Annotated in this window: 19 protein-coding genes and 1 pseudogene; 7 read left to right on the top strand and 13 right to left on the bottom strand. The window is 70.8% G+C overall.

Annotation, left to right across the window (positions count from 1 at the left end; all coding sequences use genetic code 11):
- Positions 1-52: 52 nt before the first annotated feature.
- From AB663_RS02810 to AB663_RS02785, 6 genes are all read right to left on the bottom strand, one after another.
- Entirely contained in the window at positions 53-1,135 is a 1,083-nt protein-coding gene (locus tag AB663_RS02810) for an ABC transporter permease (RefSeq protein WP_067195644.1), read from the bottom strand.
- Entirely contained in the window at positions 1,132-2,028 is an 897-nt protein-coding gene (locus tag AB663_RS02805) for an ABC transporter ATP-binding protein (protein ID WP_067195641.1), read from the bottom strand. The genes AB663_RS02810 and AB663_RS02805 overlap by 4 nt, the downstream gene beginning before the upstream one ends.
- 112 nt (positions 2,029-2,140) lie before the next feature.
- Positions 2,141-3,310 (bottom strand): benzoate/H(+) symporter BenE family transporter, encoded by a 1,170-nt coding sequence (locus tag AB663_RS02800; protein ID WP_067195638.1) that lies wholly within the window; start codon positions 3,308-3,310, stop codon positions 2,141-2,143.
- Between the two features lie 390 nt (positions 3,311-3,700).
- Entirely contained in the window at positions 3,701-4,459 is a 759-nt protein-coding gene (locus AB663_RS02795) for a response regulator transcription factor (RefSeq protein ID WP_067202027.1), read from the bottom strand.
- Positions 4,460-4,488: 29 nt separating this feature from the next.
- On the bottom strand, positions 4,489-5,757 hold the full coding sequence (locus AB663_RS02790; protein ID WP_067195635.1) for a sensor histidine kinase: 1,269 nt from the start codon (positions 5,755-5,757) through the stop codon (positions 4,489-4,491).
- A gap of 202 nt (positions 5,758-5,959) precedes the next feature.
- Complete coding sequence (locus tag AB663_RS02785; RefSeq protein WP_232304613.1) at positions 5,960-7,309, bottom strand: HNH endonuclease signature motif containing protein; 1,350 nt, start codon at positions 7,307-7,309, stop codon at positions 5,960-5,962.
- A 247-nt stretch (positions 7,310-7,556) separates the two neighbouring features.
- Here AB663_RS02785 and AB663_RS02780 point away from each other — a divergent pair.
- The 4 genes and pseudogenes from AB663_RS02780 to AB663_RS02765 all read left to right on the top strand — a co-directional run.
- Positions 7,557-8,516 (top strand): annotated as a pseudogene (locus AB663_RS02780) (MFS transporter); the annotation flags it as partial.
- Positions 8,517-8,936: 420 nt separating this feature from the next.
- Entirely contained in the window at positions 8,937-9,365 is a 429-nt protein-coding gene (locus AB663_RS02775; protein WP_067195629.1) for a VOC family protein, read from the top strand.
- A 1-nt stretch (position 9,366) separates the two neighbouring features.
- On the top strand, positions 9,367-10,194 hold the full coding sequence (locus AB663_RS17485; protein WP_067195626.1) for a winged helix-turn-helix transcriptional regulator: 828 nt from the start codon (positions 9,367-9,369) through the stop codon (positions 10,192-10,194).
- A complete protein-coding gene (locus tag AB663_RS02765) occupies positions 10,191-10,808 on the top strand; it encodes a dihydrofolate reductase family protein (RefSeq protein WP_067195623.1) in 618 nt (205 codons plus the stop codon). Before AB663_RS17485 ends, AB663_RS02765 begins: the two co-directional genes overlap by 4 nt.
- A gap of 34 nt (positions 10,809-10,842) precedes the next feature.
- Here the strand turns inward: AB663_RS02765 and AB663_RS02760 are convergent, their stop codons facing one another.
- The 4 genes from AB663_RS02760 to AB663_RS02745 form a co-directional block, all read right to left on the bottom strand.
- A complete protein-coding gene (locus tag AB663_RS02760; RefSeq protein WP_067195619.1) occupies positions 10,843-11,652 on the bottom strand; it encodes an HAD family hydrolase in 810 nt (269 codons plus the stop codon).
- Positions 11,653-11,662: 10 nt separating this feature from the next.
- A complete protein-coding gene (locus AB663_RS02755) occupies positions 11,663-12,505 on the bottom strand; it encodes an exodeoxyribonuclease III (RefSeq protein ID WP_067195615.1) in 843 nt (280 codons plus the stop codon).
- 73 nt (positions 12,506-12,578) lie between these two features.
- Entirely contained in the window at positions 12,579-14,756 is a 2,178-nt protein-coding gene (locus tag AB663_RS02750; protein WP_067195612.1) for a malate synthase G, read from the bottom strand.
- Between the two features lie 221 nt (positions 14,757-14,977).
- Entirely contained in the window at positions 14,978-15,514 is a 537-nt protein-coding gene (locus AB663_RS02745) for a YbhB/YbcL family Raf kinase inhibitor-like protein (protein WP_232304612.1), read from the bottom strand.
- Positions 15,515-15,620: 106 nt separating this feature from the next.
- On the opposite strand from AB663_RS02745, the gene pyrE reads away from it, so the two are divergent.
- Together pyrE and AB663_RS02735 are read left to right on the top strand one after the other, a co-directional pair.
- On the top strand, positions 15,621-16,181 hold the full coding sequence (gene pyrE, locus AB663_RS02740; protein ID WP_067195609.1) for an orotate phosphoribosyltransferase: 561 nt from the start codon (positions 15,621-15,623) through the stop codon (positions 16,179-16,181).
- A complete protein-coding gene (locus AB663_RS02735; protein ID WP_067195606.1) occupies positions 16,178-17,080 on the top strand; it encodes an ROK family protein in 903 nt (300 codons plus the stop codon). Before pyrE ends, AB663_RS02735 begins: the two co-directional genes overlap by 4 nt.
- 15 nt (positions 17,081-17,095) lie before the next feature.
- On the opposite strand, the gene AB663_RS02730 is transcribed toward AB663_RS02735, so the two are convergent.
- Entirely contained in the window at positions 17,096-17,743 is a 648-nt protein-coding gene (locus AB663_RS02730; protein ID WP_067195602.1) for a hypothetical protein, read from the bottom strand.
- A 169-nt stretch (positions 17,744-17,912) separates the two neighbouring features.
- Between AB663_RS02730 and AB663_RS02725 the strand changes: the two genes are divergently transcribed.
- Positions 17,913-19,070 (top strand): anhydro-N-acetylmuramic acid kinase, encoded by a 1,158-nt coding sequence (locus AB663_RS02725; RefSeq protein ID WP_067195600.1) that lies wholly within the window; start codon positions 17,913-17,915, stop codon positions 19,068-19,070.
- A gap of 38 nt (positions 19,071-19,108) precedes the next feature.
- On the opposite strand, the gene AB663_RS17300 is transcribed toward AB663_RS02725, so the two are convergent.
- On the bottom strand, positions 19,109-19,273 hold the full coding sequence (locus tag AB663_RS17300) for a hypothetical protein (protein ID WP_198147911.1): 165 nt from the start codon (positions 19,271-19,273) through the stop codon (positions 19,109-19,111).
- Positions 19,270-19,839: a YdeI/OmpD-associated family protein gene (locus AB663_RS02720; RefSeq protein WP_067195597.1), complete on the bottom strand. Its 570-nt coding sequence runs from the start codon at positions 19,837-19,839 to the stop codon at positions 19,270-19,272. Before AB663_RS02720 ends, AB663_RS17300 begins: the two co-directional genes overlap by 4 nt.
- Position 19,840: the final 1 nt, after the last annotated feature.

Genomic DNA, 19,840 nt, shown 5'->3' with positions numbered 1-19,840 from the left:
GCCCCGCCCTGTGCGGGCGCCCCGCCCCCGTGTGCAGGGCGGGGCGGGCGGCTCAGCCGCGCAGCGCCTCCGCGAGCTTGAGCTTCTTGCCCATGCGCAGCAGCGAGTTCTCGTAGATCTTCGCGCCCACCGCGATCGCCCCGACGCACGAGGCGAGCAGGATCACGAGAGAGACGAGCGGCTCCCACCACTGCGCCTCTCCCACGAACAGCCGCATCGGCATCCCCACCGGCGCCGAGAACGGCACGTACGACATGATCGTCAGCACCAGCGGGTTGTCGTTGAAGATGATCACGAGGATGTACGGCGCCATCACGAGCATCATGATCGGGGTGGTCGTCGAGCCGATGTCCTCCATGCGCGACACCATCGACGCCGCGGCGGCGTAGAGAGCGGCCAGCAGAACGAATCCGAACAGGAAGAACACGGCGAACCAGATGATCGGCGCGCCGAGGCCGGCGAGCACCTCCCTCTGACCGGTGACGATCAGCCCGATGGTGGCGATCGCGGCGAGCGCGAGGATCTGCGCCATCGCGAGGACGGTGTTGCCGATGACCTTGCCGGCCAGGAGGGTGCGCGCCGGGATCGCCGACAGCAGCACCTCGACCACGCGGGTCTGCTTCTCCTCCACGACGCTCTGCGCGATCGTCGCGCCGAACGTCGACGCGGCCATGAAGAACACGAGCCCGAAGCCGATCGCGATGAAGTACCGCAGCAGGGGGTTCGTCGTCGCCGGTTCCAGTATCTCGACCGCCGGCGACACGGAGAGCCCCGACACGATCGACCCCGGTGCGTCCTTCAGCGCCACGACCGTGTAGCCGAGCTCGTCGTCGCTGGGCAGCACGGCAGCCTCGACGTCCTCCGCGCGCAGGAGCTTCTCGGCCTCGGCGCGGTCGGCGACCTCGGTGACCTTCACGTTCGGCAGGGCCTCGACGACGGATGCCGTCTCGCCCGTCACGGCGACGGAGGTCGCCTCGGGGTTCTTGCTCGTGAACCCGCCGATGAGGATGCCGGCGAGCGCGATGAGCAGCAGGATGCCGGTCGAGATGAGGAACGTCTTGCTGCGCAGCTTCGAGGTGATCTCGCGCTCCGCGACGAGCCAGGTGAGCGAGGTCTGAGGGGCGGGGGCGTTCACTGGATGACCTCCTTGAAGATCTGGGCGAGAGACGGATGCGCGGGTTGGAAGCTCGCCACGTCTCCGCGCGCGACCGCCTCGCGCAGCACCCGCTGAGCGGTCTCCGGCCCGTCGGCGTCGAACAGCGCGTAGCCGCCCTCGAAGTCGAGCACGGTCACGCCTGGTTCGGCACGCAGCCATCCCGCATCGCCGGCGGAGACGAGCTCGTACCGGTTGCCCGCATGCTCGGCGCGCAGGGCGTCGCGCGAGCCGGCGGCGCGGATGGTGCCTCCCGCGAGGATCACGAGGTCGTCGCACAGGCGCTCCACCACGTCGAGCTGGTGCGAGGAGAACAGGATCGACGCGCCCTTGAGAGCGCTCGCCTGCAGCACGCCGGCGACGACGTCGACCGCAAGCGGGTCGAGCCCGGAGAACGGCTCGTCGAGGATGAGCACCTCGGGGTCGTGCACGAGCGCCGCCGCGACCTGCGCGCGCTGCTGGTTGCCCAGCGACAGCGACTCGATCGTGTCGTTCAGGCGCTCCTCGAGCCCGAGCTCGCCGAGCAGCGCGGTGGCGCGGGCCTCGGCATCCGCCTTTCCGAACCCGTGCAGCCGGGCGAGGTAGACGATCTGCTCGAGCACCTTCATCTTGGGGTACAGCCCGCGCTCCTCCGGCATGTAGCCGAAGCGGCGGCGGTCTGCCGTGGTGACTTCACGGCCGTCGAGCGTGACCTGGCCGCCGTCGGCGGAGAGGAGTCCGAGCACGATGCGCATGGTGGTGGTCTTGCCGGCGCCGTTGCCGCCGACGAAGCCGGTGAGGCGTCCTGGGGCGACGTCGAAGGAGACGTCGTCGAGCACGCGGCGATCGCCGTACCTCTTGGTGATGCCGCTCAGGTGGAGCTGTCCTGTGGTCATGGCTCCACGCTAGGGAGCGGTGCGTCGGCGGGGCATCCCCCGCGCGGCGGATAGCGGACGATCAGCCGTGGGGATGACGGCCGACGGCGCACGGGTGAGGCGTCTGACCGCCTCAACGCCCCGCGTGCAACGCCGTGCGCACGACGAGCCCGCCGACGAGAGCCCAGAACGCGGCGCTGACGCCCAGCAGCGAGATGCCGGATGCCGCGATGAGGAACGTCACGACGGCGGGGATGCGTTCGCCCGGGTCGTCGATCGCCTGCTGCACCGACGAGCCGAAAGCCGCGAGAAGGGCGAGGCCGGCGACGGCGGGGATCACGGCATCCGGTGCGAGGAGGACGAGCGCGGCGAACGCGGCGGAGAACCCGCCGAGCAGGAGATACGACGCACCCGTCGACACCCCGGCGATCCAGCGCCGCCGCTGGTCGGGGTCGGCGTCGGGCGAGGCCGCGAGGGCGGCGCTGATGGCGGCGAGGTTGATGGCGTGACCGCCGGCCGGCGCTCCGATGGCGGTGCCCAGTCCGGTCACGAGCATCGCCGGACGCCACGGCACCTCGTAGCCGAAGCTGCGCATGATCGCGACGCCCGGCACGTTCTGCGACGCCATGGTCACGATGAAGAGCGGCAGGGCGATGCCGACCGCGGCGCCGAGCGTGAACGTCGGCACGGTCAGCTCGACGCGGGGGAGCAGCAGGGCAGGATCGATCGCGTCGCCGGCCGTCACCAGCGACACCGCCACGACGACGGATGCCGCGACGAACGCGAGCGGCACCGCCCATCGGGGTGCGAGACGTGCGAACACGAGCCACGTGAGCACGACGGGGACCACGCCCCACGGGTTCGCGACGATGCCGGTGATCGGCGCGAGGCACAGCGGCAGGAGCACGCCGGCGAGCATCGCCTGGGCGATCGACGGCGGGATGCGGGCGATCAGGGAGCCCAGTGCGGGCCACAGCGCCGTGAGCAGGATGAGCGCCGCCGTCAGCAGGAACGCGCCGACGGCTGCGGACCATCCGCCGTCGACCGCGCCGGTCGCTGCGAGGAGGGCGGCTCCCGGCGTCGACCAGGCGACGGTGATCGGCATCCGGTAGCGCCAGGCGAGGAGGATGCATGCGATGCCCATCGTGAGGCTCACTGCGAGCAGGCCGCTGGCCGCCTGTGCGGCGTCGGCGCCGACGGCGGAGAGGCCGGTCAGCACGACGGCGAACGAGCTGGTGAACCCGACGAGCGCCGTGACGACGCCCGCCATGATCGGGCGGCTGAGCGGTGCGGCCTCGGGCATGACTCCGAGGCTATCGCGAGGTGACGGCCGGACGTCGTGCGGAGGCAGGGGTGGGCGGACAGCGGCAGGTCTGGCCGGGGGAGGGGAGGGTGGGGTCAGGTCCTGCCGGACAGCACAGGTCAGGTCAGCCCGGGGCACGGGCACCTCTGGCCGGGGGAGGGGAGGGTGGGGTCAGGTCCTGCCGGACAGCACAGGTCAGGTCAGCCCGGGGCACGGGCACCTCTGGCCGGGGGGAGGGGAGGGCAGGGTCAGGTCCGGCCGGACAGCACAGGTCAGGTCAGCCCGGGGCACGGGCACCTCTGGCCGGGGGGAGGGGAGGTCAGGGTCCGGTCCTGCCGGACAGCGCAGGTCACGTCAGCCCGGGGCACGGGCACGTCTGGCCGGGGGAGGTCAGGTCAGGCCCATCCTGTGCGCGAGAACCACCGCGTGAACGCGGTCGCGCGCGCCGAGCTTCTGGAGGATCCGCGACACGTGCGTCTTGACCGTCGCCTCGCCGATGAAGAGGGCCGCGGCGATCTCGGCGTTGCTCCGCGCATCGGCCAGCAGGGTCAGCACCTCGGCCTCGCGGTCGGTGAGCGGTTCGGCGAGCACCGCGGTCTGCGCGCGAACGGGTGTGCCCTGTGTCCCGGAATCCCGGTGCACTCCGGGTGTCGTCGTGAGCTGTGCTCGGGGATCCCGGGCGGCTCCGGGTGTCGTCGCGCCCTGTGTTCCGGGTCGCACCGTGTCGTTTGCTCCCGGTGCCGCCGCGCCCTGACCTCCGGGCGCCGCGAACCGCGCGAGCACGCGGCGGGTGACCTCGGGCGACAGCATCCCGTCGCCGGCGGCGAGAGCTCGTACGGCCGCGATGAGGTCTTCGGGTCCGGCGTTCTTCAACAGGAACCCGCTCGCCCCCGCCTCGAGCGCCTGGTAAAGGTAGTCATCTCGATCGAAGGTCGTCACGATCGCGATCGCCGCGCCGACGGCGGGGTCGGCGACGATGCGCCGCGTCGCCTCGATGCCGTCCATGTCGGGCATCTGCACGTCCATCGTGATGACGTCGGGGCGCAGGGCGGATGCCTGTGCCACGGCATCCGCACCGGTCGCGGCCTCGCCGACCACGGTGATGTCGGGCTGGCTGTCGAGAATCGTCCGGAACCCCGCGCGGAGCATCGCGTGGTCGTCGACGAGGAGCACGCGGATCACGACGCGACCCCCGCCGAGGCACGGGACGGCGCGGTGGCCGACAGCGGGACGCGTGCCCGCACGCGGAGTCCGCCGCCGCTCCGCGGCGTCACCTCGAGCGTGCCGCCGGACGCCGCAGCCCTCTCCCGCATCCCCAGCTGGCCGAGGCCCGGTCGCAGCTGCGACACGGTGCGCCCGGTGTTGACGATCTCGACCTCGACGCCGTCGTCGTCGTACCGCACCCGCACGTCGGCCGTGGCGCCTGCGCCGGCGTGACGGCGGGCATTGGTCAGCGACTCCTGGGCGATGCGGTACAGGTTCACGGCCACGAGCGACGGCACCGGCACCGGTTCGCCGACCACCGTGTAATCCGTCGGCAGACCCGCCTCATCGGACGCCTCGGCCAGCTCGCGGATGTCGTCGAGCGTCACGGTGGACGCGGCATCGGTCGTCTCCCCGCCGGGCGTGCGCAGCGTCTCGAGCAGCTGGCGCAGCTCGCTGATCGCGTCGCGCGCCGACGCCTCGATGCCGGACAGGATCTGCGCGGACTGCGCGGGGTCGCTGTCGAGCACGAGCCGTGCGGCACCCGCCTGCACGCCCATGACCGACACGTGATGCGCGACGACGTCGTGCAGTTCGCGTGCGATGCGCACCCTGTCGAGCGCGACGGCCTGGGCGGCCGTCACCTCGCGCTCGCGCTCCAGCTCGGCCGTGCGCTCCTCGAGCACGGCGCGCTGCGACGCGGCCAGCCATGAGCGCTCGCCGAAGTAGTAGGCGCCGCCGAAATAGAGCGCGTTGAGCAGGAGCTGGATGAGCATGAGCGCCACATAGGGCGAGAAGAGGCCCGCCGCGATATCGGCCTTGTCGGCCTCGGTGATCGCGTCGCGGTACATCGTGATGATCAGCCAGACGAACATGCCGACGATGATCGAGACCCGCACGATGAGCGCTTTGCGCCGGTCGTTCATCCATGCGCCCACCGTGTACAGGGCGACGAACATCGCGATGTTGCCCACGTAGATCTCGGGGATCCGCAGCGTCACCGCGGTGAAGTATGCGAGCGCGACGACGACCGCGACCACGCCGGGCAGGCGGCGGCGCACGGCGAGCGGTGCCGAGACGACCACGGCGTAGACGAGGGCGGTCCACAGCTCCTGCGCTTCGTCGCCGTACACCTCGGCGATGGACGACAGGGCGGCGCTCAGCACCGCGCCGACGAACAGGACGGCGGCGAGCACCACGTCTCCGCGCAGCTCGCGCTCGGTGGGGGTGCGGGTGAAGGGCATCCCTCCACGGTACGGCGGAGCGGGACGCCGCAGCATCCCCCTCACGGCGGATGGATGTCGCGACCCGCGCGGCACGACGGTCGCATGGTACGGCAGCCGTGCGGGTCGCGGTGCGGCGGTGGTGTGGGACGCCGACGGCGCGGCGGTGGCGGGGATCGGGCCCCCGACCAGACGCCGAACCGGATGCGCTCGAACGGCCCCCTCAGGCCGCGATGTCGTAGCGCGCCCGGCCGCCGAGCCGAGGTGTCCGGGTGGGGTCGACCGCCGGCGGCGGGATGAACCACACCCGACCGCGCGTGCCCGTTCCGTCGATCCGGATCTCCCAGCCGTTGTCATGGATTCGATGGTGACAGCTCTCGCACAGCAGCACGCCGTTCGTGAGATCGGTCGGCCCCGAATCTCGAAGCCACCACCGCAGGTGATGCGCCTTCGTCATCTGCGGCGGGAGGCCGCACATCGCGCATCCGCCGTCGCGTTCGACGAGCGCGAGCCGCTGTGCCCGGGTGAAGAGGCGCTTCTCGCGCCCCCAATCGAGGATCTCGCTCTCGGACCCGAGCACCGCCGGAATCACTGCGCCTCCCGCGGCCATCCGGCGGCAGGTCGCGACGCTGACGGGAGTGTCGACGCCGTCGATCTCCGCCAGGCCGGTGCCCTTGTCGAGGTCGTCGAGAGACACGCGCACGACCACGGTCGCACCGGTCGCGGGCAGCCCACCGTTGTCGCACCCGATGGCGTGCTCGCAGATGTTCGCGAGAGCGTCGGCCTGGATCATCGCGACCGTGCGGTGGTCGGCATCCGGAGCATCACGGTCGGGCGCACCTGCTCGAGCCTGGAAGCTCGCGGTCACGAACGACTGGATCGCCGCGCGGATGGGTGCGCCTGACGCGGCGTCGGTCTGCAGATTCAGGTGGAACGAACCGTCTCGTTCGAACATCGTCAACGAGCGGCGGCTGCGGGAGTCTTCTTCGCGCGCCGCGACCGCCTCGGGAACGAGCCAGCCCTCGGCGCGTGCGATGAGCTTGCGCACTTCGTCGAGCGACAGCCCCTCCGCGCGCTCGACGAGGAGCCGTTCCGCCTGAGCGATGCGGTCTGCTGGGGCGCGCAGGCGCGTGCGGTCGAGCAGTGCGACGATGTGCGCCGCCGCGGCCGCGCCCAGAGAACCCTGAGAGAGCGCGGCCTGCACGAACGGGTACTTCGCCGGGAGCGGCTCGCCGAGCAGGTTCGCGCGCGGCGCCGTGGCTTCGCCCACCGTGACCAGCCGGGCGGCGTCTCCGGTCGATGCGCCCGTGGTCGCGGCGATCATCACCGCGGGGCTGCGGAACCCCTGCTCTTTCGCGAGGCTGCCGGCGCCGAGCTCGGGCCGGGACTCGTGGGCGATGCCAGCGGCGACCTCAGCGTGGACGCCGTCGAGGCGGCGGCGCAGGACTCCTACGGCTGCGTTGACCTCGAGGAGTTGAGGACGCGTCAAGTGGGCGGCCGACTCCGCATCGCCCCACGCGCGCTCAAGGGAGGCCATGGCCTCACGGAGCGGGGCGAGATGTGGGTTCGTCATGGCTCAAGTTTAGAAACTATGTTCGAATGTGGGCCAGTGCTCCGCAGGAGGTGACAGCCGGGTGCGGGAAGCGGTGAACCGGCTACCAACCCGCCCAGAAACCACCCGCCCCCCGAAGCCACCTGCCGCCCCCGAAGCCACCCGCCCCCGAAAACACCCGCCGCCCCCGAAAACACCCGCCGCCCCGAAACCACCCGCCCCCTGAAACCACCCCGCGCACCATCCCCGTCGGCTGAGAGAATCGAGCGTGACCCCAACCTCGGATCCCGCCCCCGCCCGGACTCCCACCGGAGCCCCGCGCCTCGCCCCGCTGTATCTCGCCGGCTTCACCACGGCCTTCGGTGCGCACGGCATCGCGGCGGCGCTGGGCGCCGAGACCGAGGACATCGGGTGGACGCTGTGGGTCTTCGGTCTCACGCTCGCGCTCTACGATCTCGCCGAGGTGCTTTTGAAGCCGCTTTTCGGCGCGCTCAGCGACCGCATCGGCGTGCGACCCGTCATCATCGGAGGCCTGTTGGCCTTCGCGGCGTTCTCGGTCGTTGGTGCGGCGGGTTCCGGCATGGCGGCGCTCGTGATCGCTCGATTCGGGCAGGGTGCCGCGGCATCCGCGTTCTCGCCCGCATCCAGCGCGGCCGTCGCCCGCCTCGCCGACGACTCGACGCGCGGGACGTACTTCGGTCGCTACGGCTCGTGGAAGAGCCTCGGCTACGCTCTCGGCCCCCTGCTCGGGGCCCTGCTCGTGGTGTGGGGAGGGATGCCGGCGCTGTTCTGGTCGCTCGCGGCGCTCGGGGTCGTCGCGGCCGCGTGGGTCGCGGTCGCCGTTACCGCTGTTCCCGTGCTCCCGCGCACACGGGTGACGGTGGCCGACCTGGCCAGGGAGCTCTCGGCGCCGGGGTTCCTCGTGCCGACGCTCGTCCTGGCCGCCACGACCGGCGCTCTTGCCGTGGCGGTGGGATTCCTGCCGCTGCTCGGGCGACTGTCCGGCCTCGGCACGGTGGGCAGCATGGCGATCGTCACGGTGCTCGCCGTCGCGTCGAGCGTCGTCCAGCCCGTGGTCGGCGCCGCGCACGACCGCGGTCGGATCTCGGTGCCCTTGGGCGCAGGCGGTGGTCTCGCGCTGATCGCGGCAGGGCTCGGTGCGGTCGCGGCCTCCGCGCACCCCGCGGTGCTCGTGGCGGCGGCGGTCCTGGTCGGCGCGGGCGTCGGTGTCGCGACACCCGTCGCGTTCGCCCACCTCGCCGCATCGACACCGGCTGATCGCATGGGGCCGGACGATGGGGAGCGCGGAGCTCGGGCGCGAGCTCGGGGATGCCGGAGGCCCTCTGGTCGCGGGAGCCGTGGCGACGGGATCCGTTCCGGGAATCAGCATCGGGGCGGTGGCCGCGCTCACGCTCGGCGCCGGCGCTCTCGCACTGGTGGGGCTGCGGCGCTCGACTGCCGCGCCCTGATCGATCCCGGCATCCGACTGCCGCCTTCCGCAGAACTCATGCCGTCATATCACTTGCTATTGACAAGCGTGCTTGCTTTTAAAAGCCGTGTTCATGAGGCCGGCACCCGCCGATCAGCATCCGCCGACCAGAACAGACACATCCAGAACAGACACGTCACGACCGACAGAGGAGTCATCATGACCAAGGTGTTCGTCAACCTGCCCACGTCCGACCTCGAGCGCAGCAAGGCCTTCTACACGGCCATCGGCTGCGAGATCAATCCGCTCTTCACCGACGAGAACGCCGCGTGCGTCGTGTGGAGCGACGACATCTACTTCATGGTGCTGAAGACCGAGTTCTTCGCGACCTTCACCGACAAGCCCATCGCCGATCCGAACGCGGTCTGCCAGGTGTCGGTGTCGTTCGCGCAGGACTCCCGCGAGGACGTGGATGCGATCGTCGAGAAGGCCCTCGCGGCCGGCGGCACAGAGCCGAAGCCGGCGCAGGACTACGGATTCATGTACTCCCGTGACATCGACGACCCCGACGGCAACTCCCTCGGCTTCCTCTACATGACCCCCGAGGTCGTGGAGAACGGTCCGGAGCACGTCGCCGAAGCGCACTGACGTGGGGGCGCGCAGCTACGGCCAGTACTGCGGTGTCACGACGGCCGTCGAGCTGATCGGGGAACGGTGGGCCCTGCTCATCGTGCGCGATCTGCTCGTCGGGCCGCGCCGGTACACCGACCTCAAGCAGGGCCTGCCGCGCATCCCCACCAACATCCTCTCCGCCAGGCTCAAGGAGCTGCAGGAGGGCGGCGTCGTGAGACGCGTACCGCTGCACAACTGCGGACTCGTGTACGAGCTCACGCCGTATGGTCGCGCGCTCGAGCCCATCATGCTCGCCCTCGGTCGCCGGGGGTTCCAGACGATGGGCGAACCGTCGCCCGACGACGTCGTCACCCCCGACTCGCTCACCATGGCCCTGCGCACGGCATTCCAGGCGGATGCCGCCACGGATGCCGAGTACGAGCTGCACGTCCGCGACGTGGCGCTGCGGGCGTCCGTGCGCGCCGGCACGCTGACGGTCGCTCGGCTGGCCCCAGAGTCGTCGCTTCCCGAGCGAGGCCCGGTTCCTGAGCGAGGCCCGGTTCCTGAGCGAGGCCCGGTTCCCGAGCGAGGCCCGGTTCCTGAGCGAGACACGCTTCCTGAGCGAGACCCGCTTCCTGAGCGAGGAGCGAAGCGACGAGACGAAGGGCCCGATCGGGAACCGGACGCCGTGATCGTGGCGGGTCGCGGCATCCGACGGCTCATCGCGGGAGAGCTGACGCCCGCCGAGGCGCTCGCACAGGACGTACTGGCCGTGGTGCGCGGCGACGAGACGTTCCTCGACTCGTTCGCGCGCACGTTCCACATCGCACCACTCACGGAGCTCACGAAGGAGTCGGCATCATGACCGGACGCATCATCATCGATCTGTTCACCACGCTCGACGGCGTCGCCCAGGCGCCGGGCGGACCGGAGGAGGACACCAGAGACGGCTTCCCCTACGGCGGCTGGCAGGCGGGATATCCGAGCGAGGCCGTCATGCGCAGCGTGACGGCGGGCATGGAGACGCTCGATGCGCTGCTGCTCGGACGCCGCACCTATGACATCTTCGCGGGGTACTGGCCGCAGCACACCGAGGGTCCCGAAGGGTTCATCGGGCAGCTCTTCAACCGTGTGCCGAAGTATGTGGCTTCACGGGATGCCGGGATTCAGCTCGACTGGGAAGGCAGCTCTCGCATCGGCGACGACCTCGCCTCCGAGATCGCCGAACTGCGGGAGAAGCACCAGGACGTGCACGTGATCGGCAGCGTCGACTTCGTGCAGACCCTGCTCGCCGAGCGGCTCTACGACGAGCTGCAGCTGTGGGTGTACCCCGTGGTGCTGGGTCAGGGGCGCAAGGTCTTCCCCGACGGAACCGCTCCGGCGAGCATGGAGCTGCTCCACGTGGAGTCCGGCGACGGCGGAACGCTGCTGCTGCGCTACGCCCCGGTCTCCGGCGAGGTCCGCACCGGCACGATGTGACCGGCGCGGCGGCCCCCGGGGCATCCGTTCGACGCTAGCTGAGCAGCCGCTCGATGACCCGCGCCACCCCGTCGTCGTCGTTCGATTCCGCGACATCGTCTGCGGCCTCCCGCACCACCTCGTCGGCTCCCGCCATCGCGACACCGTGGCCTGCCCAGCGCAGCATCTCGACGTCGTTGAGGGCATCGCCGAACGCCACCACGTCGGCGCGGTCGATGCCGAGGTGCTCGCAGAGGCGGGCGAGTCCTGTGGCCTTCGTGACGCCCGCGGCCATGACCTCCACGAAGGGGGCACCCGAGAGGGTCGCCTCGAAGCCGGTGAGCCCGAGGTCGCGCAGCGTGTCGAACAGCACCGAGGGCGCGAGCTCGGGATGCCGGATCACGAGCTTGAGGCTCGGCGCCGCGAGCACCTGGTCGAGCGGCACGCCGCCCATCGTGTGCGGGTGGCGCTTGTGGTCGGCGTAGTCGGCGAGCTCGGCGTAGCCGTGCTGCGCGACGAACGTCTCGCCGCCCTCGCGCACACTCGCGAACAGCAGCCCTGGCACGCTCGCCCGCAGCGCCTCGGCCAGCGTCCGGATCGTGTCGGGAGGCAGCTCCTCGGCGAACAGCATCCGTCCGTCGGCGAGATTGGTCGCATAGGCGCCGTTGCCGCACAGCGCCCAGTCCGCGAAGCCCGCATCGGCCGCGATCGCCCGCAGGCCGATCGGCTGGCGGGCGGTCACCGGCACGACGTGGATGCCGCGGGCGCGTGCCGCGTCGAGCGCGGCCCGCGTGCGCGGCGTCACCGCGGCCGTCGAGTCGAGCAGGGTGCCGTCGAGATCGGTCGCGATGAGGCGGAGGGGCATGACGCCGCGCTCAGGAGAAGATCATCGGCAGGTCGTCGTCGCCGGCCGAGCCGAAGTCGAGGTCGACGACCACGGGCACGTGGTCGCTCGGCTGCTCACCCTTGCGCTCGTTGCGGTGGATGGACGCGCCGGTCACGGCATCGGCGAACGTCCGCGAGCCGAGGATGAAGTCGATGCGGATGCCCTCGTTGCGGGGGAACTTCAGCCGCTGGTAATCCCAGTAGGTGTAACCCTCGGGGATCAGCGGACGGACGACGTCGGTCACGCCGGCATCCTGCAACGCGAAGAACGCCGCGCGCTCCTGCGGCGACACGTGCGTCGACCGGCCGACGACGATGTCAGGATCGCCGTTGTCCTCGTCGAACGGGATGATGTTGAAGTCGCCCACGAGGGCCAGCGGCAGCTCCGGGTTCGCCGACAGCTCTGCCGCCGTCGCCTTCTTCAGCTCCTCCAGCCAGTGCAGCTTGTACGCCAGGTGCGGGTCGTCGAGCGAACGGCCGTTCGGCACGTACAGGCTCCAGACGCGGATGCCGTCGACCATGACCCCGAGTGCGCGCGCCTCGAGCGGAGCATCCGGCCCCTCATGCCCCTTCGCGAAGCCGGGCATGCCGGCGAACGAGGTCTGCACATCGGTGATCGGCAACCGGCTCGCGATGGCGACGCCGTTCCACTGGTTCAGGCCGTGCACCTCGACGTGATACCCGGCCTCCTCGAACGGTGCGTACGGGAACTGCTCGGGCTTGCACTTGACCTCCTGCATCGCCAGCACGTCGATGTCTTCACGCACGGCGAACTCGACCGTGCGGGCGACGCGGGTGCGGATGGAGTTGACGTTCCAGGTGGCCAAGCGCATGGTTCCCAGCCTAGTTGCGGGGGCGGACATCGGCCGTCCGCGGGTCGATGCCCACGGACGGCACCACGCGCGCTCACCCGCGAGCCTGCTCCGCCTTCTTCTCGCGGCGGAGGCCGTGCAGCAGAGGTTCCGTATAGCCGCTCGGCTGCGCGGCGCCCTCGACGATCAGGCGCCGGGCGGCCGTGTACGCGATGCCCGGAGTGCCGCCATCGGGGACGGCGAGCTTCTCGTAGTTCGGGTCTCCGGCGTTCTGCTCGTCGACGACCACGGCGAGGCGGCGCAGGCTGTCGTCGATCTGCTCCTCCGTGATCACTCCGTGCGTCAGCCAGTTCGCCAGCAGCTGGCTCGAGATGCGCAGCGTGGCGCGATCCTCCATGAGCCCCACCCTGTGGATGTCCGGCACCTTCGAGACGCCGATGCCCTGGTCGATCCAGCGCACGACGTACCCCAGGATCGACTGCACGTTGTTGTCGATCTCGCTCGCCACGACCTCCGGCGTGAGGTCCTCAGGGCCGGCGAGCGGCGGCACGAGCAGCCGGTCGAGCGCCGTGGCGTCGACCGGAGGCAGCGTGCGCCGCACCTCGAACGGGTCGACCTGGTGGTAGTGCAGCGCGTGGAGCGTCGCCGCCGTCGGGGAGGGCACCCACGCGGTCGACGCGCCGGAGCGCGGGTGCGCGATCTTCTTCTCCAGCATGTCGTGCATGAGGTCGGGCTCCGCCCACATGCCCTTGCCGATCTGCGCGTGCCCGTCGAGACCGCAGGCCAGCCCGATCGCGACGTTGCGGTCTTCGTAGGCCTGCATGAAGGGCTGCTGCTTGATCGCCGCCTTCGGGAGGAACGGCCCGGCGTGCAGAGACGTATGGATCTCGTCGCCCGTGCGGTCGAGGAAGCCGGTGTTGATGAAGACGACCCGGTCGGATGCCGCGGCGATCGACGCCGCGAGATTCGCCGAGGTGCGGCGCTCCTCGTCCATGATGCCGATCTTCATGGTGCGCGCGGGGAGTCCGAGCAGCTCCTCCACCCGGGAGAAGAGCTCGGCGGCGAACGCGACCTCCTCGGGGCCGTGCATCTTCGGCTTCACGATGTACATCGACCCGGTGCGCGAGTTTCGTCCGGCATCCGGGCCCTCCAGCTCGGGGAGTGCGCCGAGCGCGGTCATGATCGCGTCGAGGATGCCCTCGAACACGGGGGCGCCGTCACGGTCGAGCGCGGCGTCGGTGCGCATGAGGTGACCGACGTTGCGGATGAAGAGCACGGCACGCCCGGGGAGGGTGATCTCACCTCCGTCGGCGGTGCGGTACGTGCGGTCGCCGGCCAGGCGGCGCGTGAACGTGCGGCCGCCCTTCGTCACGGTCTCGGTGAGGGTCCCGTCCATGAACCCTCGCCAGTTGCGGTAGCCGAGAGCCTTGTCGTCTCCGTCGACCGCGGCGACGGAGTCCTCGAGATCGAGGATCGCCGTGAGGGCGGACTCGAGCACGATGTCCTGCACGCCTGCGGCATCCGTCTTCCCGATCGGGCCCTCGCGGTCGACGACGATCTCGGCGTGCAGCCCGTTGTGACGCAGGAGCACCGCGGTCGGGGCGCCGGCCTCGCCGGTGTAGCCGACGAATGCGCCGGGCTGGGCGAGCCGGCGCTCGCCGTGCGCCGTGTCGATGATCAGGCCCGCGCCGTCGACGCGATACGACACGGCGTCGCCGTGGGATGCGCCGTCGAGAGGAGCGATGTCGTCGAGCAGGGCACGACCACGAGCCACCACGGCCGCAGCGCGTGCGGGGTTGAACTCCCGTCCGGGCGCGAGCTCGCCGGACTGGTCGATCGCGTCCGTGCCGTAGAGCGCGTCGTACAGCGAGCCCCAGCGGGCGTTGGCCGCGTTGAGCGCGAAGCGCGCGTTCAGCAGCGGCACCACGAGCTGCGGCCCGGCCATGGACGCGATCTCGGGGTCGACGTCCTCCGTCGTGACGGTCACGTCCTCGGGCTCCGGAACGAGGTACCCGATCTCGGTCAGCAGGGCGCGATAGGCGTCGCGATCGGGGACTCCGGGGTTGGCGCGGTGGAAGTCGTCGATGCGCTGCTGCAGCTCGTCCCGCTTCTCGAGCAGCGCGGCGTTGCGGGGCCCGAGGTCGTGGATGATCGCGCTCGCCCCGGCCCAGAAGGCGTCGGCGTCGCGCCCGGCGTCGGACAGCGACGTCTCCGCGAACTCGACGACGGGTGCGGCAACCGAGAGATCGGCTCGGGAGAGATACGTGGTCATGGTTCCATTCCTTCTGCTCGGGCGCCCAGGCGCCTCAGGGTCTCGAGCGCGATCTCGCCCCGTGCGGGGGCCGCCCGTCACGTCGAGGCGCCGTCGCCGACTTCACATAACGAATATTTGCTTTCGCATGATGGAAGAATACTGCAGGACTCACGACGTGTCCATCTGAAGGCGCGAATGCCGCCGCGCGGTATCGCGCGGCGGCATTCGGAAGGGGGATGTCAGCGGTCGGCCGGGTCGGCGGTCCCGACGAGCACGCCCCGTGCCAGGGTGTGGAAATGACGGTGGAAGCCCAAGGTGCCCGGGGTCTCATCGCCCCGAAGATCGAGGTGCTCCACGTCGAGCGCGTCCACGACGAAGAAGTACCGATGCACACCGGTCCCGGTAGGCGGCGCCGCGCCGATGAAGCGCTGCAGCCGCGCTTCGTTCGGCATCACCTTCGCGCCTTCCGGCAGGCTCGCAGCGGTGCCGTCGATCGACTCGAGCTCCGTCAGCCCGGCAGGCAGGTCGAACGCGGCCCAGTGCCAGAACCCCGATCCGGTCGGTGCGTCTGGATCGAAGCAGGAGATCGCGAGGCTGCGCGTGCCCGCCGGCGGTGCGGACCACCGCAGGCGCGGCGTCAGGTCGCTGCCCCCTCTGTCGGACGACCATGCGGACAGAGGGAGGGCGCCGCCCGGCTCGAAATCGGGGCTGGACAGCTCCAGAGGAGGAACCGGACGCAGCTCGGCGAGCGCGGCGTAGGGATCGTACGAGAACACGGATGCTCCTTCCGTTCGGTCACGGGCCACGATAGGCGGATGCCGCCGGGTAAGCCAGGCCGACGGCGCGTGGGAAGGAGGCATCCGCCCTTCTAGACTGGGTGCCGTGACCGCACTCGACGCAGACCGCCAGACACTCCTCGACCTGATCACGGGCGAGGCGGTGTTCCATGGCGACTTCACCCTCTCCAGCGGCAAGAAGGCGACGTACTACGTCGATATGCGCAAGCTCACCCTCGACCACCGCGCAGCCCCGGCGATCGGCCGCATCATGCTCGATCTGATCGCCGACCTCGACGCCGTCGCCGTCGGAGGCCTCACGCTCGGCGCCGACCCGATCGCCAATGCCGTCATGCACGCCTCCGTCGCGACCGACCGGCCGCTCGACGCGTTCGTGGTGCGCAAGGAGCCCAAGGATCACGGCCGAGGCAGGCAGATCGAGGGAGCCGATGTCGCAGGCAAGCGCGTCGTCGTGCTCGAGGACACGTCGACCACCGGGCAGTCGGCGCTGAAGGCCGTCGAGGCGCTGCGCAAGGAGGGTGCCGAGGTCGTGGCGGTCGCCGTGATCGTCGACCGCAAGACGGGTGCGCAGGCCGCGATCGAAGCCGAGGGACTCGAATGGCGCGCAGCCTTCGACCTCGACGACCTGGGACTCGACCCGCAGTGACCCGCTACGCACTGGCCGTCGACGTGGGCGGCACGAAGATGGAAGCAGCGCTCGTCGCGGAAGACGGCACGCTCGTGAACGGGAGCCGGAGCCGCCGCGCGACGGGCCGCGACGCCACCCCCGCATCGCTCGACGATGCGGTCGCCGCGGTGGTCACCCACGCGCTCTCGCATCTGCCTGACGACGCCGAGCTCGTCGGGGCCGGCGTCGGCAGCGCCGGGCCGATCGACCGCAACGCCGGCCGGATCCTTCCCGTGAACATGCCGGCCGCCCGTGGGTACGGCCTTGCGGATGCCGTGCGCACCACGGCCTCCGGCATCCTCGGCCGCCGGCTGCCCACCGTGCTCGGCCACGACGGCGGCGCCCTCGCGCTCGCCGAGTCCTGGCTCGGCGCCACGAGGGAGGCGGGCGCCTCGCTGTCGATCGTGGTGTCCACCGGCGTCGGCGGCGGGTTCGTCGTGAACGGTGCGTACATCCCCGGCGCGACAGGAAACGCGGGACACCTGGGGCAGGTTCGGCGCGAGGGCGGGCTGACGCTGGAGGAGATCGCCTCCGGTCCGGCGAGCGCCGCGTGGGCGCAGCAGCAGGGGTGGACCGGTGCCACCGGCGAAGATCTCGCGCGTGATGCCGCAGCAGGGGATGCCGTCGCCCGCGCGGCGATCGAGCGGTCGGCAAGGGCCGTCGGCGAAGCGCTCGCGGATGCTGCGACACTCGTCGACCTCGACGTCGTGGCGATCGGCGGAGGCTTCTCCCGTGTGTCCGCGGATTACATCGAGCTCGTGCAACAGGCTCTCACCGCCAGCGCCGCTCATGAGTACTCCCGCCGCACACGCGTCGTGCGGTCGGGGCTCGGGGACGAAGGTCCCCTGATCGGAGCGGCCGCGCTCGTCCTCCGCTGAGCATCGCCGAAGGGGTCACCGCGTCAGCATCAGATGACGTGGCGGCCCCTCCCAGCGGGCGATGGCGAGTTTCACCTCGAACATGTCGCTCTGCAGCGCGGCGACGTCGGCCTTCAGCTCGGTGACGTCGCCTTTCAGATCGGCGACGCCGGCCTTGAGCACGGTGACGTCGGCCTTGAGCACGGTGACGTCGGCCTTGAGCTCGGCGACGTCCGAGGTGAGCACGCCCACCTGATGTGCGATGACAGCCATGTCGCTCCTCAGTGAGGCCTGCCCCTCCATGAGCCCCTCACCGCGTGTGGTGAGCTTGTTCTCGACGTCGTCGATTCGTGTGGTGAGCTTGTTTTCGACGTCGTCGATGCGTGTGCTGAGCTTGTTCTCGACGTCGTCGATGCGTGTGCTGAGCTTGTTCTCGACGTCGTCGATGCGTCTGGTGAGTTTGTCTTCGACGTCGTCGATGCGTCTGGTGAGTTTGTCTTCGACGTCGTCGATCTTCGTCGTGAGCCTCGTGTCGAGCGCGTCGATCCGCTCCTCGAGCCGGGCGTCTCCGGCATCCGCTCGCCGCACGCACCAGCTGAAGCCCGCGAACATGCCCGCGCCGAGCGTGACGATGATGCCGACGGCGCTCAGGATGACGGCGATGATCTCTGCGGACACGTACATGCCTCCAGTCTCGTGAGGGGACGGGCTCGACGCTACGCGGCCGCACGCGACACGCGGGGCCCGTCGCGGACGTATCTCGGAATGTGTGGAGAAGTCCGCGAGGGGAAGGGATGTGGAGGGAGACCTGCGCGCGGACCCGTACGCTCGAAGGGACGATGGAAGGACACGCATGCGCGTACTCGGACTGCTCTCAGGAACCTCGCACGACGGGATCGACGTCACCGTCGTCGACTTCGAGGAGTCGGGAGGCGCCGTGCACGGCACGGTGCTGCACGAAGACAGCGTTCCCTATGATCCGGAGCTGCGGTCCCGGCTGATCGCGGCGCTGCCTCCCGCGCAGACCACCTTCGCGGAGGTGTGCGAACTCGACACGTTCATCGGCCAGGCGTTCGCCGAGGTGGCTGCAGCGGCCGCGGCATCCGTCGGCGGCGTCGACGCCGTGTGCACGCACGGTCAGACCGTCTACCACTGGGTCGAGGTTGGACACGCCCGCGGCACCCTGCAGATCGGCCAGCCCGCCTGGATCGCCGAACGCCTCGGGGTGCCCGTCGTCTCCGACGTGCGCATCCGCGACATCACCGCGGGCGGACACGGTGCGCCCCTCGTGTCGTTCCTCGACGAGCTCCTGCTGCGCGGCCGTCCCGGCGTCTCTGCGGCGCTCAACCTGGGAGGCATCGCCAACATCACCGTCGTGGGGCTCGACGGACTGTCTGCGTACGATGTCGGACCGGCCAACGCGCTCATCGACGCGGTCGTCGTGGCCGAGCGTCTCGACGACCGCGGCTACGACGCCGACGCCGCGATCGCCCGGAGCGGACGCGTCGACCATGCACTGCTCGAGGCACTCCTCGCCGACCCGTACTACGCGCTCCCCGCGCCGAAGAGCACGGGCAAGGAGCATTTCCACCTCGACTATGTGCGCCGCATGACGGAGGGCCGTGACATCGCGCCCGCCGACCTCGTGCGCACGCTCACCGAGCTCACGGTCCGGACCGTGGCGCAGGACGTGAGAGCGGCCGGCATCCGCTTCCTCGCCGTGTCGGGCGGCGGATGCCGGAACCCGCTCATCATGCAGGGACTCCGTGACGCCCTGCCCGACGTCGAGGTGGTTCTCGCCGACGAGCTCGGCGCTTCGGCCGACGGCAAGGAGGCGATCCTCTTCGCGCTCATCGGATGGTGCACGCTGCACGGAGTTCCTGCCGTCGTGCCCGGCGGGACGGGAGCGCGGGAGGCGCGCATCCTCGGCACCATCACACCGGGCGCCGGACCGCTCCGGATGCCGCAGCCGGTGGGGCGCGTGGAGAGTCTGAAACTCACCGCGCGCTGAACGACGGGTCCCGCGCGGTCTCGGTGTGGGCGGGCGCGTCAGCGTCGCCGGTCGTCGTCCTCCCAGGGGCCTTCCCACCAGCCGGCGCGGCCGTCCCCTGAGCCACCGCCTCGCCGGCCGCGCACGAGGTTCACCACGGTGATCGTGATCGTCGTGACGAGGATCAGGGTGACGACGAGGAACAGCAGATCGCTCTGGCTCATGGCCGCTTCCCCTCCGCGGCATCCGCCACGATCTTCGCGATGCGCGCCGTGCGCGTCTCGGCCTTCTTCGCCATGGCGATGTTCGTCAGCCCCAGCTTCTTCGCCGACTTCGGAAACGCATCCCAGTTCGCGCGTGCGGCGGGCACGGCGTCGAGCGCCTCGGTGAGCTCGGGCGGCTCGATTCCCGCTTCCGGCCCGTCGAGCACCGTCCACGTGCCGTTGGCCTTGGCCGCCTCGATCGCGCGGATGCCGGCGGGGGCGAGGAGGCCCGCCGTCTCGAGCTCTGCGACACGGGCCTTGTTGGTCGCGGCCCAGCCGCTGCCCGGCCGTCGCGGCGAGAACCACTGACCCACCGTGGCATCGTCGAAGGTGCGCACGGGACCGTCGATCCAGCCGAAGCACAGCGCCTGGCGCACGGCGTCCTCGTAGCCCACGCCGTCGCTCGCGGCGCCCCGGACGCTCAGCAGCCAGACTCCGGCCGCGCGCTCATGGTTCTCCTCGAGCCAGGCGCGCCAGGCCGACGCGTCCGCGGCGCGGAGCCGTTCCCCGTCGTCGAGGGCTCCCATC

This window comes from Microbacterium sp. XT11 (genome assembly GCF_001513675.1).
In the GTDB taxonomy this organism is placed as follows: Bacteria; Actinomycetota; Actinomycetes; order Actinomycetales; family Microbacteriaceae; genus Microbacterium.
The sequence above is the reverse complement of the archived record's forward strand: the minus strand, read 5'-3'. Positions and strand labels throughout refer to the sequence as shown.

Excerpts from the sequence above, each read along its gene's own strand:
- AB663_RS02795 (WP_067202027.1), bottom strand. The coding sequence starts at position 4,459 with ATGCTCCGCGCGGGGTTCCGGACGATTCTCGACAGCCAGCCCGACATC.
- AB663_RS02800 (WP_067195638.1), bottom strand. The coding sequence starts at position 3,310 with ATGCCCGAGGCCGCACCGCTCAGCCGCCCGATCATGGCGGGCGTCGTC.
- AB663_RS02785 (WP_232304613.1), bottom strand. The coding sequence starts at position 7,309 with ATGACGAACCCACATCTCGCCCCGCTCCGTGAGGCCATGGCCTCCCTT.
- AB663_RS02790 (WP_067195635.1), bottom strand. The coding sequence starts at position 5,757 with ATGCCCTTCACCCGCACCCCCACCGAGCGCGAGCTGCGCGGAGACGTG.
- AB663_RS02755 (WP_067195615.1), bottom strand. The coding sequence starts at position 12,505 with ATGCGCTTGGCCACCTGGAACGTCAACTCCATCCGCACCCGCGTCGCC.
- AB663_RS02720 (WP_067195597.1), bottom strand. The coding sequence starts at position 19,839 with ATGGGAGCCCTCGACGACGGGGAACGGCTCCGCGCCGCGGACGCGTCG.
- AB663_RS02765 (WP_067195623.1), top strand. The coding sequence starts at position 10,191 with ATGACCGGACGCATCATCATCGATCTGTTCACCACGCTCGACGGCGTC.
- AB663_RS02725 (WP_067195600.1), top strand. The coding sequence starts at position 17,913 with ATGCGCGTACTCGGACTGCTCTCAGGAACCTCGCACGACGGGATCGAC.
- AB663_RS02775 (WP_067195629.1), top strand. The coding sequence starts at position 8,937 with ATGACCAAGGTGTTCGTCAACCTGCCCACGTCCGACCTCGAGCGCAGC.
- AB663_RS02760 (WP_067195619.1), bottom strand. The coding sequence starts at position 11,652 with ATGCCCCTCCGCCTCATCGCGACCGATCTCGACGGCACCCTGCTCGAC.
- AB663_RS02730 (WP_067195602.1), bottom strand. The coding sequence starts at position 17,743 with ATGTACGTGTCCGCAGAGATCATCGCCGTCATCCTGAGCGCCGTCGGC.
- AB663_RS02750 (WP_067195612.1), bottom strand. The coding sequence starts at position 14,756 with ATGACCACGTATCTCTCCCGAGCCGATCTCTCGGTTGCCGCACCCGTC.
- AB663_RS02805 (WP_067195641.1), bottom strand. The coding sequence starts at position 2,028 with ATGACCACAGGACAGCTCCACCTGAGCGGCATCACCAAGAGGTACGGC.
- AB663_RS17300 (WP_198147911.1), bottom strand. The coding sequence starts at position 19,273 with ATGAGCCAGAGCGATCTGCTGTTCCTCGTCGTCACCCTGATCCTCGTC.